14 protein-coding genes, 1 pseudogene and 1 riboswitch are annotated in these 15,287 nt (G+C 39.1%); of the genes and pseudogenes, 8 read left to right on the forward strand and 7 right to left on the reverse strand.

Annotation, left to right across the window (positions count from 1 at the left end):
- Positions 1-69: 69 nt before the first annotated feature.
- Positions 70-558, reverse strand: coding sequence for a GNAT family N-acetyltransferase (locus JF53_RS03685; RefSeq protein WP_047980509.1), 489 nt, complete (start codon positions 556-558; stop codon positions 70-72).
- An 84-nt stretch (positions 559-642) separates the two neighbouring features.
- Positions 643-3,723, reverse strand: coding sequence for an isoleucine--tRNA ligase (gene ileS, locus JF53_RS03690; RefSeq protein ID WP_047980510.1), 3,081 nt, complete (start codon positions 3,721-3,723; stop codon positions 643-645).
- Between the two features lie 476 nt (positions 3,724-4,199).
- Between ileS and JF53_RS03695 the strand changes: the two genes are divergently transcribed.
- The 8 genes and pseudogenes from JF53_RS03695 to JF53_RS03735 form a co-directional block, all read left to right on the forward strand.
- A complete protein-coding gene (locus JF53_RS03695) occupies positions 4,200-4,544 on the forward strand; it encodes an ArsR/SmtB family transcription factor (protein WP_047980511.1) in 345 nt (114 codons plus the stop codon).
- Between the two features lie 63 nt (positions 4,545-4,607).
- Positions 4,608-5,126, forward strand: a complete 519-nt coding sequence (locus JF53_RS03700) for an SRPBCC domain-containing protein (RefSeq protein ID WP_047980512.1) — start codon at positions 4,608-4,610, stop codon at positions 5,124-5,126.
- A gap of 532 nt (positions 5,127-5,658) precedes the next feature.
- Positions 5,659-6,066: a hypothetical protein gene (locus JF53_RS03705; RefSeq protein ID WP_047980513.1), complete on the forward strand. Its 408-nt coding sequence runs from the start codon at positions 5,659-5,661 to the stop codon at positions 6,064-6,066.
- Positions 6,067-6,425: 359 nt separating this feature from the next.
- The gene (locus tag JF53_RS03715) at positions 6,426-6,869 is read left to right on the forward strand and encodes a hypothetical protein (RefSeq protein WP_047980515.1); all 444 of its coding nucleotides are present in this window, start codon (positions 6,426-6,428) and stop codon (positions 6,867-6,869) included.
- 64 nt (positions 6,870-6,933) lie between these two features.
- Positions 6,934-7,635 (forward strand): helix-turn-helix domain-containing protein, encoded by a 702-nt coding sequence (locus JF53_RS03720; protein ID WP_047980516.1) that lies wholly within the window; start codon positions 6,934-6,936, stop codon positions 7,633-7,635.
- 91 nt (positions 7,636-7,726) lie between these two features.
- Positions 7,727-8,620 carry an EamA family transporter gene (locus JF53_RS03725; protein WP_047980517.1) on the forward strand — a complete coding sequence of 298 codons (894 nt, stop codon included), beginning with the start codon at positions 7,727-7,729 and terminating at the stop codon, positions 8,618-8,620.
- A 156-nt stretch (positions 8,621-8,776) separates the two neighbouring features.
- Positions 8,777-9,244 carry a hypothetical protein gene (locus JF53_RS03730; RefSeq protein WP_053071861.1) on the forward strand — a complete coding sequence of 156 codons (468 nt, stop codon included), beginning with the start codon at positions 8,777-8,779 and terminating at the stop codon, positions 9,242-9,244.
- 282 nt (positions 9,245-9,526) lie between these two features.
- Positions 9,527-9,862: pseudogene (locus JF53_RS03735) on the forward strand (DUF3888 domain-containing protein); the annotation flags it as partial.
- 100 nt (positions 9,863-9,962) lie between these two features.
- On the opposite strand, the gene JF53_RS03740 reads toward JF53_RS03735, so the two are convergent.
- The 5 genes from JF53_RS03740 to JF53_RS03760 form a co-directional block, all read right to left on the reverse strand.
- Positions 9,963-11,162: a M20 family metallopeptidase gene (locus JF53_RS03740; protein WP_047980518.1), complete on the reverse strand. Its 1,200-nt coding sequence runs from the start codon at positions 11,160-11,162 to the stop codon at positions 9,963-9,965.
- A gap of 13 nt (positions 11,163-11,175) precedes the next feature.
- The gene (locus JF53_RS03745) at positions 11,176-12,033 is read right to left on the reverse strand and encodes a MetQ/NlpA family ABC transporter substrate-binding protein (protein ID WP_047980519.1); all 858 of its coding nucleotides are present in this window, start codon (positions 12,031-12,033) and stop codon (positions 11,176-11,178) included.
- Between the two features lie 42 nt (positions 12,034-12,075).
- Positions 12,076-12,738 (reverse strand): methionine ABC transporter permease, encoded by a 663-nt coding sequence (locus JF53_RS03750; RefSeq protein WP_047980520.1) that lies wholly within the window; start codon positions 12,736-12,738, stop codon positions 12,076-12,078.
- A complete protein-coding gene (locus JF53_RS03755; protein ID WP_047980521.1) occupies positions 12,735-13,754 on the reverse strand; it encodes a methionine ABC transporter ATP-binding protein in 1,020 nt (339 codons plus the stop codon). The genes JF53_RS03750 and JF53_RS03755 overlap by 4 nt, the downstream gene beginning before the upstream one ends.
- A gap of 104 nt (positions 13,755-13,858) precedes the next feature.
- Positions 13,859-13,970: riboswitch (SAM riboswitch) on the reverse strand.
- A 241-nt stretch (positions 13,971-14,211) separates the two neighbouring features.
- The gene (locus tag JF53_RS03760; RefSeq protein ID WP_053071863.1) at positions 14,212-15,273 is read right to left on the reverse strand and encodes a hypothetical protein; all 1,062 of its coding nucleotides are present in this window, start codon (positions 15,271-15,273) and stop codon (positions 14,212-14,214) included.
- Positions 15,274-15,287 lie beyond the last annotated feature (14 nt).

A 15,287-nucleotide genomic window follows, 5' to 3' on the forward strand; every position in this document is an offset into this window, starting at 1 on the left:
CCTTCATAGTGGGTTTTGACGTAATTAAGACGAAACGAATAAGTTATTGACTTAAGTCAATAACTCCCTTTAATTTTGCATTAGAATACCCTGTCTTAACACGCCTTCCCGTTTTATTCCGACTTTCTCCATAACCTTTGATGAAGCAGGATATTTCGACATCGCCATTGCCCAAAGCTTATTGAGCTTTAATTCCTCAAATCCATATCTAACTATTTCACGTGCCGCTTCCGTCGCAAACCCATTTCCCCAATATTCCTTCCCCACCCAAAATGCCAATTCACCCTTATTATGAGCTTGATTGATACGTAAGGCCATCGTTCCGATTAAGCTGTTTTCACCTTTTAATACAATCGCAAATGGAAATATACCATTTGCCATCATCGCAGGATGATTTTCAATCCAGCTCGTTGCTGCTTCAATAGAATATGGATGAGGTATTCCCAAAGTTGTTTTCGCTACTTCTTTGCCTCCTGCCAATTCTTGAACTCTAGTAGCATCCTCCATTGTGAATGCACGGAGAATTAGACGTTCTGGATACAGTTTTCTAGCCAACATCAATTTCCTTCACCCTTTACTATTTGTTTTCCACTTATAATTTTAGATAGAGAAAGGATACCTGCGTTTCAACAGGGGTCGACATTATGACTCAATAAATAGCTCCACTAAATTTCCTTCTACCACAAAACTTTTCATACCAGGCTTACTCTCGAAATGCACTTCATTCAAAATAAGATTCTGCTGTACTAAATCATCATAATTGCGTAGTACATTTTCAAACCATGGTTCAGCCTGTACAAAAAGGTCTACACGTAAATCAACTGGAAGATCTAATTCCTTTCGATACGTTTGGACAGCCCGAACGAACTCCCTCACTAACCCTTCTTCTTTTAATGCTTGGGTTAAAGTCGTATCAAGGAGGACTAAGAAATTACTTCCTTCCGCGAGTTCATACCCCTCTCTACCTTTTTTCTCAACTAGTACATCTTCTGTTGTTAGGGTTATTTCTTCCTCAGAACTTAGCGAAAGCCGTACCTTGCCATCCTTCATGAAGATTGCTTTCTCCGCTTCGTCCAAATTCTCGACTTTATTTTTAACTTCTCCTACTAATTTTCCAAACTTTTGTCCGGCTACTGCAAAGTTTAATTTGAGATCAATCTGGAGCATATCTTGATATGCTTCCTTAAAGGTTACCTCTTTAACATTCACTTCCTCTTGGATAATAGAGGAATAGACCGCCAGATTAGACGTGTTAGATTCCTCCGCCGGAACGACCACTAAATTAGCTAACGGTTGTTTCGTCTTGATTCCTACTGTGTTCCGAACAGATCTCGTTAATTCGATTATTTCTAAGACAGCTTCCATCTCTTGTTCCAATTTTTCATCAATCAGCGTTTCATCTGACTTCGGATAATCGGATACATGTACACTGCTCTTTACTAAGTTGGAGTAAATATCTTCTGTCACAAACGGAGCATATGGAGCCATTAGCTGCGCTAGTTTTGTAAGCACTTCATATAAGGTACTAAATGCGGCTCGTTTATCCGCTGACATACCACTACTCCAGAAACGTTGTCTGGATCGTCTAACATACCAATTACTTACTTCGTCAACTAACTCCGAGATTGCTCTTGCTCCTTTAGTGATATCATAGTCATCTAGACTCTGTGTCACTTCCTTAATAACTGAATTCAGTCGTGAAAGTATCCAGTTATCCAGTGTAGTTTTCGCTCCTCCTAAGTCGTTAGCTGGATTAAAATTATCAATTTCAGCATACATCTTGTAGAAGGAATAGACATTTACAAGTGTATCGATTACCTTCGACTTCGCATGGCTGACGGTCTTTTTCGAAAACCGCTTATTATTCCATGGTGAACTATCCGCTAGTAGCGCCCACCTTAGGGAATCAGCACCAAACTCCTGAATGAGCTCTGTTGGATTCAACGCATTCCCCTTACTTTTAGACATTTTTTGGCCATCTTCATCTAAAATATGACCTAAGGAAAGGACTCGCTTGTAAGGTGACTCGCCTGTAAACAGCGTAGATACCGCTAGTAAGCTGTAAAACCACCCTCTCGTTTGGTCCACTCCTTCAATGACAACATCGGCAGGAAATTGCTTCTTGAACATCTCCTCATTTTCAAATGGATAATGGTATTGTGCAAATGGCATTGATCCACTATCAAACCAGACATCAATGACCTCACTTGTTCGAACCATTTCCCCGCCACAGGAACATGCCATGTGGATACTATCTACATATGGCTTATGCAACTCAATATCCTCGGGAACATCTTCTACAGCAAATTCTCGTAACTGTTGGATCGAATGCGGTGATTTTTCCTTCCCACATTCACGACAAACCCAAACATTTAGTGGTGTTCCCCAGTACCTGCTTCTACCAATATTCCAATCGACCATATTATCTAAAAAGTTTCCAAACCTTCCATCTTTCATATGGGAGGGATACCAATCGACTGCTTGATTGTTGGACTGCATTTTTTCTTTAACTGCAGTTGTTTTAATGAACCAGCCTTCCATTGCATAGTAAAGTAATGGACTATCACAACGCCAACAATGTGGATAACTATGTTCATATTTTTGCTTTTCAAATAATAAATTTCTCTTCGCTAATAGCTTGATGATATCCACGTCACAATCCTTCACAAATCGTCCAGCAAGTGGTGTGACAGACTCCGTATAGCATCCTTTGGAATCGACGACATTCACATAATCAAACCCATTATCCCGAATCACCTTGTAGTCATCTTCCCCATGGGCAGGTGCGATATGCACAATTCCCGTTCCACTTGTATCAGTAACAAAATCAGCCCCGAGAACCTTATGACCAATCGTTACCGCTACATAATCAAACGGCGGTTCATAAGCACGACCGATTAAGTCTGCGCCTTTCATGACAGTCAATGTTTCATAGTCTTCTTTCATAACACTTCGAGCTAAGGACTCTGCAAGAATATAAATCTCGGAACCTTGTTTCACTCGGATATAATTCATGGTAGGATTCACTGCTAAGGCTACATTTCCCGGTAATGTCCATGGTGTCGTGGTCCACCCTAAGAAATATTCATTTGTCGTATCTGTTAAGCGAAACTTCGCTGTTGCGGATAAATCGGTAACATCCTTATAGCCTTGGGCAACCTCATGCGAACTAAGAGATGTCTCACAATGTGGACAATACGGAACAACCCGATGCCCTTTATACAAATAACCTTGTTCATGAATCGTAGACAAGATATTCCAGACCGATTCAATATAGTCATTGTTTAATGTGATATACGGATTCTCCATATCGACCCAATACCCTAGTGCTTCGGTAAATTGTTTCCATTCATTTTCATAGGCAAAGACACTTTCCTTACATTTTTGGATAAAATTCTCGATACCGTATGCTTCAATTTCATCTTTCCCACGAATATTTAACTGTTTCTCAACTTCTAATTCCACCGGTAAGCCATGTGTATCCCAGCCCGCTTTTCGTAATACCTGATATCCGGACATCGTTTTATATCTGGCTACAAAGTCTTTGATGGTTCTTCCGAGCGCATGACCAGCATGAGGCAACCCATTTGCCGTTGGCGGCCCTTCATAAAACACAAATGACTCTTTTCCTTCTCGGTTCGCGATAGAACGTGCAAACGTCCCATTTTCCTCCCATTGTTTCCGTATTCTTAATTCCCTTTCAGCACTTGTCTCTTTCACCATCATCACCTCATTAAATTAAAAAAACTCGGATTCCATAACGTAGGAACCGAGTTTAATATCTCGCTTAGAACAAAATAAAAAAACCATAGTAGTGGTTTTTCGTTCATGACACTACGTACTATCATACGCGTCCTGGATATCGGTAGGATGCCGTCAAAGTCTAACGATTGTTCAACTTTGCTTCTCGGAGAGGATTTTCATTACGCGCTTACCGTTGACTTTCAGCAAATCGTCAACTCTCTGTGGATAAGACATGCCTAACTACTCTTTCTCGTCATCGAATTAGTTATTAAATTATCCTTAATAGTAACGAACGGATTGTATAAAGTCAAATTATTTATGAAATTCTTTATATTCCTTGACAAGAATATTCCTGCATTGGTATATTTAAAACAACTAATAAATTTAATGAGGAATCACACTAATCCAAACGCCGTACTAACTAACATGAAACGGATTTAAAGGGAGCGAATGAAATGAAATTAGACACCTTCAATGCGCTTTCCGAATCTAACAGATTACAGATTGTCGAGCTCTTACGCAATGGTCCACTAACAGTAGGAGAAATCGCTGAGAAACTGGCGTTACGACAGCCGCAAACCTCTAAACACCTCCGCGTCCTTAGTGATGCTGGAATCGTGGAAGTGCGGGCGGTTGCAAACCGGCGAATCTATAAGCTTCGGCATGAGCCTTTTGAAGAATTAGACAATTGGCTGTTGACCTTCCAACGGATATGGGAAGAAAGACTAGACCGATTAGAGAACTATCTAGAAGTAATGAAAAAGGATAGTGAAAACCAAGAAAGAAAATCGGATTCTTGATAGCCAGCATCAGCCAATTCGGATGATCGCTGTAAAAACATATAAACCAAGGAGGATAAGTACATGCAAAAAAAGGAAGAAATTATTTCGAAGGTAGAGGGACGCGAACTCGTATTAGAGCGTGTTTTTAACGCACCCCGTGAACTTGTATTCAAAGCTTTCTCTAAAGCTGATCACCTGAAGCGCTGGTGGGCAACAGAGGGCTGGGAAACCCCAGTATGCAACGTTGATTTTCGTCCAGGTGGCGTGTGGCACTACTGCATGAAATGTACGGATGAGAATCAGGAATATTACGGAATGGAATCTTGGGGTAAAGCAGTTTATCAGGAAATTGAGGAGCCCAATCGCATCGTCTTAATTGACTCTTTCTCAGATGCTGACGGTAATATCTCAGAAGAAATGCCATCTACTAAAATGACATTATTGTTCCTTGAAGAGGATGGAAAAACAAAATTGATTAGTCGCTCTGAATATGGATCAGAAGAAGCAATCCAAGCCGTGATAGATATGGGTGCACTTCAAGGAGTAAGCGAAACATGGGATAAATTAGCTGGACTGTTAGAGGAGCTGCAAAACATCTAACCGCTTTAACTAGAAGATGCCGGGATTATGCGGCATTTTCTAGTTATAGTGGCTCATCAGGAAACGCTGAGTTAATTATGTCAGACTCTATCCAAAACCGCTCCCAGACAAAATTCAGAAACAGTTTAATTATCATGCCGTCACACGTAAGCTTATTCCTTTAGTGACCCCATAACCATGGCGAATCATATTTCTAAATCATTTATTGTCGGAGTTGCTAGTGTTGTTGGATAATCTCGTACTGCTGCTACCTCTTCAGGAGACAAGGATTCTGCTATATACTTATCACCAACAATCGGAGGAAGACCACACGCGCTGACAATTTCCTCTTAAAAACTCTTCTTTTAGGCACTCTTCTCAACATATCCGCATACCACTGATACGGACGCATATCTAACGTATATTCTCCTAGCAGTAATGGATACGCTTTAGGCGGGAGATTTCTATCAGGGTTTCCAATTGGTGTTTTTAATGTGGTAAACTAAAGTTGAATATTTTAGAATATTTAGTTCCTTGATCCGGGAGGAAAATGATGAATAAAAGACTAAAGAAAAAGTTAGGTAATCGATATAATTTATTAATACGTGCTCAACGACAAAAACAAAAGCGAAAAGGAATGAGACATATAGAATATGCGCTTATACCGATAGGTGAAAAAGATAAATCACGATTAGATCAAGAGGGATATGACCTCGACTACCCATTTGCAACACATTGGTTTATCGAAATCGTAGTGAGCACACATTTTTACAAGGAACCTTACATCATTTACGTCTATCCTTGTACAAGTACAGGGAGAAGCGATACAAATTCTTTTTTTGAAGTCATATATGCAGGAAAGCTAGATGAGGTAATCACGGTCTTTGAAAAAACAGTAGATGATATGAAAAATGATAAACATATTGCTAGTTTTTGGGATTCTAATTCATTATTTAGTTAATCATTTAATGGGTAGATTATTTTTATGATGGCGTGATTTATAGGAAACAACTAACTTATTGGTAGAGCTTTCCAATTTATTGTTGAACTAAAGGAACCGGGGGATATATGTCTAAAATAATCTTATTTATAATCATAGTTATTGCTTTTTATGGAATTTCGATTTGGCAATTTTTCAATCCAACAAAGGCAATTAAATTATGGTTTAGACCAGCATTTATTGAGAAACCGAAAGTAGATGAAAAAGTAGTAAAGCGATCTTTAATTATACGAGGGATTTTCTTTACATTAATTTTCATTATAATTTTCTTCAATGTTATAGAATAGTAGGAATGAATTATTGGCGGAGCAGGTGAAAAAATGAAGTCAACGGTACACCTAATAATTTTATCGTTTTTTATCTTACTGGTTGGTTGTGATGAAATTAATGACGAAACGGCTAACAATCCAGAAGATGCTTTAAAGGCGATCGAGGTAGGGAATAAAGAAAGGGAAATTATAGTATATGGTTCTCATAAAGTGAATGAAGCGTTAGTCTTATTCGTCTTTAGAGGAGTCATGAACGATAAGGATATTTGGGTTGCCGATATTCATAAAGAGGATGGTCAATGGAAAGCAAATGGAATCGTTCAAATGAATGGTCCATTTGAAGGAATGGGTGAAACGCAAACAGTAATTAGTAATAATGAGTTTGGCTATGAAGTAGGATATATGGATGGCAATGTCCCCGTTGATGATTCTTTACATGTTATTGAAATAGAGGAAATTGACGATTGGAAAATTTGGATTAAGCAATCCGAGTAAGGTCCATAGTTTCAATTGTACTTAACGCAACAACTGCCTTAGATTATTACAAGGGGGACGTAAAATGGAAACCGTAAACCACATTACATGCGAGAAAAGATCCTATACTCGAGATTTCCAGTCTCATCATCATGCGTTTGGACAATTTCTTTTTCCATTACAGGGATCATTAGATATCCAAATGCAGTGGCAAGAAATAAATCTGAATGCCGATTATTGTTTCTATATTCCTCCGAACCTAGAACACAACTATCGTTCGATGGACCGGAATGAATTCTTAATAGTAGATATACCGCTGCACTATTTGCCTGACAATACCAGCGACATGTATATACGGTTGGATAAGCAGTGGAATGCTATCCGTTACTTGTTATTAGAAGAAACAGAGAACCATGATAACATGTCCTCTTTAGTAAATTTAACTCGATATGTTACGGACAAGCTTCAAACTTCTAATCCTCCTTCTATAGAATACATTCATCAACATTATAAGGAGGCTATTAGAATCGAAACGTTAGCCAGTATTGAGCATTACCATCCTGTGTATTACTCAGCATGGTTTAAGAAAAAAACAGGGAAAAGCCCTAAAGTATATATCACTGAGCTTCGTCTGAAAGAGGCGAAACATTTATTAACCTCAACAAATTGGTCCATATCAGATATTAGCGAGGAATTTCGATTTGAGAATTCTTCATCTTTCACAAGGTGGTTTGTCCAATGTACGGGCATCTCGCCACAAAAATACAGAAATCTTAATAATAGATAAAAAGGATATTAAACTCGGTAAAGAAAATTCTTATCAAATTTTCTATTATTGGCCTAGTTATTCTTTTTATCTTTTTTATTGAGGTGATGACATGAACGGAAGATGGGCTCCTTTTTTCGTCTTATTTGCTGCAATTCTTTGGGGCACAACGGGAACCACTCAAGATTTCGCTCCAGAAGCTGCACATCCATTCGCGATCGGGGCAACTCGCTTGGCAATAGGTGGGTTATTTTTAACAGGAATTGTTCTGGTAACAGGGAAATTCAATTTTCAAAATTGGTCCATCAAGTCAACATTTATTGCTTCCTTATGTATGGCTTTATTTCAGCCATTATTTTTCTCCGCTGTTTCTATAACTGGCGTTGCCATTGGAACAGTAGTGGCGATTGGAAGTGCACCACTCTTCTCTGGTCTTGCAGAATGGGTATATGTAAAGATCCGCCCATCTAAAATTTGGTGGTACTCTACTTCTCTAGCAATAATTGGTTGCCTCATGCTATTTGTTAATAAAGAATCCGTTTCGGTAAATCCTGTTGGCATTCTGATGGCTCTTGGTGCTGGATTTTCATTTGCTTGTTATACCCTTGTAAGCAGAACACTAGTAAAAACCCATTCCTCATTAGCAGTAGTAGCAGTTGTTTTTACGCTTAGTGCTATGTTATTAGCGCCATTTCTATTCATCTTTGATATGTCTTGGCTAATGAGTTTTCGAGGGGTGGGGGTGAGTCTGCATCTTGGGATTACAGCAACCGGAATTGCCTATTTCTTTTTTGCCAGAGGGCTCGTCCAGGTCTCTTCCTCAACTGCCGTCACGCTTTCGCTAGCTGAACCGTTAACCGCAGCAGTATTAGGTGTGTTCGTATTAGGCGAATACTTAACGGTTACTTCCTGGTTCGGGATTTTGTTATTGCTGTTGGGTATTGGTTTATTGTTAATGTCCAGTAAAAAACACGCAGTAAATAGGATAAGAACTAACAATTATTAACTAGTGCGATAGTATAGAACGAACAATCCATTCCTGTCATTCGGACTACCGAATACTCTAGTTGGTGAAATGGTAAACAGTGCTTTTGATATTTGGACTTAGCGTGAGTCAATTGAAACTATTCATCGCTTTGATACGTCTATTTGATTAAAAGGGGTGAGTACAATTAGAAAAATTATTATTTCAATCATTATCCTTTTAGTGATTATTATTGGTTTGGTTGTCTTTATACCATTTTTTTCAGACCCAGACCTAGAACCACCAATACCAACTGTAACAGTAGGACATACAGAAATTCCAACTACACAGGGTTCCTATTGTTGGGATGAGTTTTTATCAGCCCAGTGTGTAGATAAAGCTTATACAGGTCCACTGGACATGGCCAAAGAACATAAGCCCACTCTCGTATCTCCAAACGAGGAAATCAACATTATTTTTGAAAAGGAACCAATTTTAGGGACTCTAGAAGTAGAACAATGGATTGATAAAGATAACGTAGAACAGGTGGAAATAAAAAATAATACAATGGTTGTTCCAGCAGAAAAAGGAATATATGTCTATCATGTATTTGCTAATTGGGAGCAAGGGAACGTCGGTTATACGTTTTCTATTGAGGTAAAATAAAAGTTTAGTTCCTTCCGTAAACAGGTGAACAACACTTATCAAATAGACACAGACAATTTAATAAATCATCTCAATCCGTGTAATTATATAGTTGAGGTGAATATCATGAGAAATTCAATAACTATTATTCTCGTTAGTTTTATAAGTGTTTATTTGTCCATTACAGTTCAAGCTGATGAAGACAATAATTTAGACGAACTATACTATTTCGACTCCCTTAATCAACTTAGTAATAATATAAATCCAATATCCCAGTTGAGCTTCGAATTAAACCAACCAGATCGAAAAAAGCCTGAAAGTATCCCAGTAACTAAAAAACAACTAAAAAATGTATTGATTGAACGATTAATAGATCCGATAAGTCAAGCTATTCACAATTATTACGGTGAAGATAAGCTCTGGTATAGAGGGCTAGAAAAAATCCTTCAAATTGCTGAGGATGAAAGTGACAATGCTTTTCTATTGACCGTTCAAGTTCAAACCTTTGAAGGTGCTCATAATCCACCATACGGGGAAGAAACAATAACATTTAAAATAAACGGCAGCGATATTAAGGTTGTTGAGTATAAACATAGGGATATTCCTAAAGAGGAATGGTTGAAATCCGGACTAAATTAAGTTTCATTACGTGCGGTAACACAAATAGCTTGAGGTCATCCCCAAGCTTTTGTGTATGTTTAGCATTACTATTTACTTCGCAAAACTCGAACCCCAAAAATTAATCCTTCTCCGCCTTTGCCTCTTCAAAAGCATCCTTCACTCGCTTCAACAAATTACTATCCGTCAGTAGGCGATAGCCTGTTGCGGCAAGTACTTTTGCACCTTTGATAAGCGCGGCGTCACCTTCCGGGGATTTCGCAGCCTCTCTAAATTCATTCGTGTGGCCGATAAGATCGTCTGGGCCGATTTTAATGTGTGGATGAGCTGTTGGCACCTCATAGCTGATATTGCCAGCGTCTGTTGAACCTTTACCTCTTCCCTTTTCTGTCCAAACTTTCTCGCCCACAGTTTCTAGCTCCTCTTTTAAAACGCTATCCAGAACTGGGTTCAACACAAAGTCTTTTACTTCATTTTGGAATCGGTCAATTTTCACCGTTGCACCAGTTGCTAGTGCGGCACCTTCTGCGATGGCACGTACCTTGTTGGAAACTTCCTCGGTTTTTTTCCATGATTCCGCACGAATATAGAATCTTGCTGCTGCATATTCAGGAATTATGTTCGGTGCGTCACCACCATGGGTAATGATTCCATGAATCCGAACACTAGTAGGAAGCTGCTGGCGTAACGCATTAATCCCAACAAAAAGCTGAATCACGGCATCCAATGCATTGATCCCTTTTTCAGGAGAACCAGATGCATGGGCAGCTTTTCCGTAAAAGTGAAAATCAAGTGGATCAACAGCAAGTGATTCACCGGTCAGGGAGGTTTTGCCCGATGGATGAATCATTAAAGCAGCATCGACTCCTTTTAAATATCCATGCTTCACAAAGCTACCCTTCGCACTACCATTTGGACCACCCTCTTCAGCAGGAGTGCCTAACACGATAACTTTTCCGCCAGTTTCTTCTAACGTCTCGGCAAGTGCAATCCCTGCTGCTACGCTTGTTGTGCCGATAATGTTATGACCACACGCATGCCCTAATCCAGGAAGTGCGTCATACTCCGCCAGAAAGGCTACAGCCGGACCAGGTTTCCCACTGTCTTTTACCGCATAAAAAGATGTTTCATGTCCGGCAACAGCCGTGTCTACGCTAAACCCGGCATTTGTTAATGTTTCTACATGCTGTTTACTCGCAAAAAACTCCTGATTCCCTATTTCTGGGTTGGCATGGATAACCTGGCTCGTTTCGATATAGGATGCTTTATTCGATTCAATCGATTGCTGAATTAATTCAATTCCAGTTAACGTTTTACTCACATTAATCTCCTCCTTATAGTCCGCTAAATTGTTCTAATAGCTCTTCTTTTGATAACTCAACCACAATGGAACCACCATTTGTATCAGCTTCGACTGCCTTCACAACTTCCTCGTCATGGTACAGCTCAACAAGCTTTTGATAGATTTCATTATCTTTATCCTCTGCACGTGCTGCAAAGATGTTCACATAAGGTAATGTATTTGGATCGTTTCCATCTTCTACATAAATTGGATCGTTCACTGGATCAAATCCTGCTTGCCCGGCAACACCATTATTGATAACAGATGCCGCTACATCCGGTAATACACGCGGCGTTTGTTGGGCAACAATCGGTAAAATGTCTAAGTTCTTCGGATTTTCTACGATTTTACTAGGGTCACCAAAAAGTCCAAAATCATCTGCCAATGTGATTAAGCCTGCTGATTCCAATAACTTTAACGCACGTGCTTGGTTAGAGGGGTCATCCGGTATTGCAATTTGGTCACCATCTTTAAGTTCACTGACATCCTTAATTTTTTCGGAATATAACCCCATCGGAGCAATGATAGTCGCGCCAATCGGAACTAAATCAAGATCATTTTCTTCGTTAAACTGCGATAGAAACGCAATATGCTGGAACGAATTAATATCAATTTCGCCATCTGCTAATGCTTGGTTCGGTAATGTGTAATCAGAGAACTCGATTAGCTCAATTTCAATTCCTTCTGCTTTCGCTTTTTCTTTTAGAATCGGCCATACTTCACCATCTGTCCCAGTTACACCGATCTTCACTTTTACGACATCCCCATCACCTGATGCGGAATCACTTCCACACGCAGCAAGTGTCACCACTGCAATTAAAACTACTAAAATACTAATCCACTTTTTCATCATTCTGTCTCCCTTTTTTGTTAAATTTTTAGATAACTAGTTTTACCTTCGCATGATCTTTCTCGATAATGTATTTCCAATCCACTGTGCGATTTGTACTAAAACAATAAGTATAATGACGGTTACTAGCATCACGCTTCCATCAAATCGTTGATAGCCATAGGTCATTGCAACATGACCTAAACCGCCGCCACCAACCGTACCCGCCATGGCGGAGAAATCGATTAGACTTACAGTTACAAAGGTCAAGCCTAAGATTAATGGCCCAAGCGCTTCTGGAATCAATACGGTAAAAATAATTCTTAGTGGGCTGGCACCCATTGCCTTCGCTGCCTCAATTACGCCAGCATCAATGCTTACTAGGTTATTCTCTACTACCCTCGCAATGCCGAATGATGCGGCAATGGTCATCGGGAAAATGGCTGCCCATGTCCCTATTGTTGTACCGATTACCGCTCTTGTTAATGGACTGATTGCCACTAAGAAAATGATAAACGGCACCGGGCGAATAATATTAATCAATAAGTTTAGTAATTGGAACAAAAATTTGTTCTCTAAAATGTTGCCTCTTCGTGTAACAAATAATAGTAACCCAATCGTTATTCCGAGAATAGAACCTAATATAAGGGTCATGATGACCATCACAATTGTTTCACCGGTGGATTCAACGATCCTCGGCCAAAATGTACTCCAGTCTACTTTCATGAAATCATCACCTCCTCTAATGCTACAATTTCTTCTAATGCCGAAAGCACATTAGAAACATTGCTTTTAGGTCCTTCAAATGATACAAGCAGATTTCCATATAATTTCTCCTGAAGCTCTCGAACAGATCCGTAAACAATATTGACATCGACATCAAATTTTCGTGTAACACGAGATAGCACCGGATCACTTGCCACTTCCCCTTTAAAAATAACCCGATATAAATTCTTCCCGCCTTTTCTTCTCCATTCCTCTAGCAGCGCGGCAGATGGTCTATCCTGTTGCACCGATTGAATAAAGCGCTGGGTGGTAAGATGCTGTGGATTGGTAAATACATCAAATACCGAATCCGATTCAATTACCTCTCCCTCTTCCATAACCGCTACTCGGTCACATATTGCTTGGATGACATGCATCTCATGTGTGATGAGTAGAATGGTAATCCCTAAATCCTTATTTACCTTTTTCAACAAGCGAAGAATTTCGCCTGTTGTATCCGGGTCCAGTGCTGAGGTTGCCTCATCACAAATTAAAATATCAGGTGAGGTAGCTAGCGCCCTTGCAATGCCTACCCGCTGTTTTTGTCCACCAGATAATTGCTCTGGATAATCGCTCGCCTTATCTGTCAAACCAACAAAGCGAAGAAGCTCCGCAACTCTCTCCTTAATTTCCTTTTTCGGCATTCCGGCAAGTTTCAATGGATACGCCACATTCCCAGCAACCGTTCTAGAAGAGAATAAGTTAAAGTTTTGGAAAATCATTCCGATTCTTCTCCGCAACTTGCGGACATCTTTTTGTGAGAGTGACCCAACGTCCACTCCTTGCACCTGAACACTCCCATTCGTTGGACTCTCCAACAAATTAACAAGTCGTAGTAAGGTGCTTTTTCCTGCTCCACTAAACCCGATGATTCCAAAAATCTCACCTTGCTCAATGGTTAGGGAAACATCTTTCACCGCATTAACCTCACGACCCCCAACCTTGAATGTTTTCGATATATTCCGAAATTCAATCATATACTTCTCAACTCCCTTTAAAAAATCAAACGAAAAAGACCTTCCCTTTTTCTCTTATCCATAAGAAAAAAGGAAGGTCTCCAAGTATGTAAGAAACGACTTCCTTCTCATCTTTCAAATGTGTAAAACATTTGCAGGAATTGGCACAGTGTTAATCGAAATTAACCCGCTGCCGAGACGTCGTAGGGCCTGTCCCTCGGTCTCTCTGGATAAGAAGAAATTTTTCATATTCACTTTTTGGTAAGTTATGATAATTACTATAGTGGCTATTTAAATTAATGTCAACAACTTTTTTAAATATTTATTTTTTGGGTTTTTTGGTGGTAAACTACAGCCTAACAAAAACAAACACTCATTTAGAATAGTCTAGGCTATTTTAGAATGAGTGTTTCAAAACAAGGCTAAGCAGTTCAATTTGGTTCCGTGTTATTTTTTCATAAGATTTTTATAGTCTTCCTTATTCTACTAACTGATAACCATATCCTTCTAAGAGTTTTTCTACAGATTCTAATGAATATGTATTATCATACGTATCCGAATAATCATTTATATCCGCAACATTCGCCTTATTATCCCCATCAAGAATAATATCTGTGTATCCATAAATTGCAGTAAATGTATCTTCTAATTCCCCTTTTGATCCGTATTTCTTAATTGTATATACATTCACTAATGTACCATTACTAGGTGAGCTTCCCCAGAAAGAACTCGAATCTTCATCTCTTTCGAATTGTCTATAGTATGTATTTCCCTTAATAATTTCGTATTTATAGAAACCATATGATGAATCTTGATATTCTCTGTTTATCCCTTCACTTATTAATCGTTCTATATCCTCTAAATTCACGATATCAGAAGGTTTCTCTGCGACAACATCTAAACCGGTAGCTTTAAATTCCGCCTTTCCTTCACCTGTAAGCACATAACCAAGTGATGCTAAAGAGTCTCTAGCTGTTTCAGTCAAACCAACGACGACAGTATCACCATTTTTTATCTCACCATCTTGAGTCGATTCAAACGATAATCCACTTAAATCATCACTAAAGGTAGAATCAATCTTGAGTGTTCCTTTTCCACTAACGCCATTGAAATTAACGACAACGTTTTTCTCAATTTCTTCATCACTTAACTTTTCTGGTTCCTCAAGACCCGAAACAGTAACCTTTAGTTCATCTTTTGTTTTTAGTTTTTTCGTTTTATCATCATTCACCTTCAGTTTAACAATGACGTCATCCCCGTTAGATAAATCTGTGTCGTTATCTAATTCCACACTATAAGAAGACAGCATATCATCTATCTCATTAAGCGTCTCTGGATCAAGGTCGAAAACATTTTCTGATACCTCGAAAGTATCTTTAACTAATTGTTCTTCATCAACTTCATATGTGGCTGTTCCCATTGTGTCGTACCCTTCAAAGTGAACTTCTACATAATCTGATAATTCCGCTTTTGAACCACATGCTGCTAGGAACATCATTACCCCTAAAGCAACGACGATTTTCAAAACTCTCTTCTTCAATTTTACTTCCTCCC

It is taken from the genome of Ornithinibacillus contaminans, assembly GCF_001038425.2.
Classification (GTDB): Bacteria; Bacillota; Bacilli; order Bacillales; family Amphibacillaceae; genus Ornithinibacillus; species Ornithinibacillus contaminans.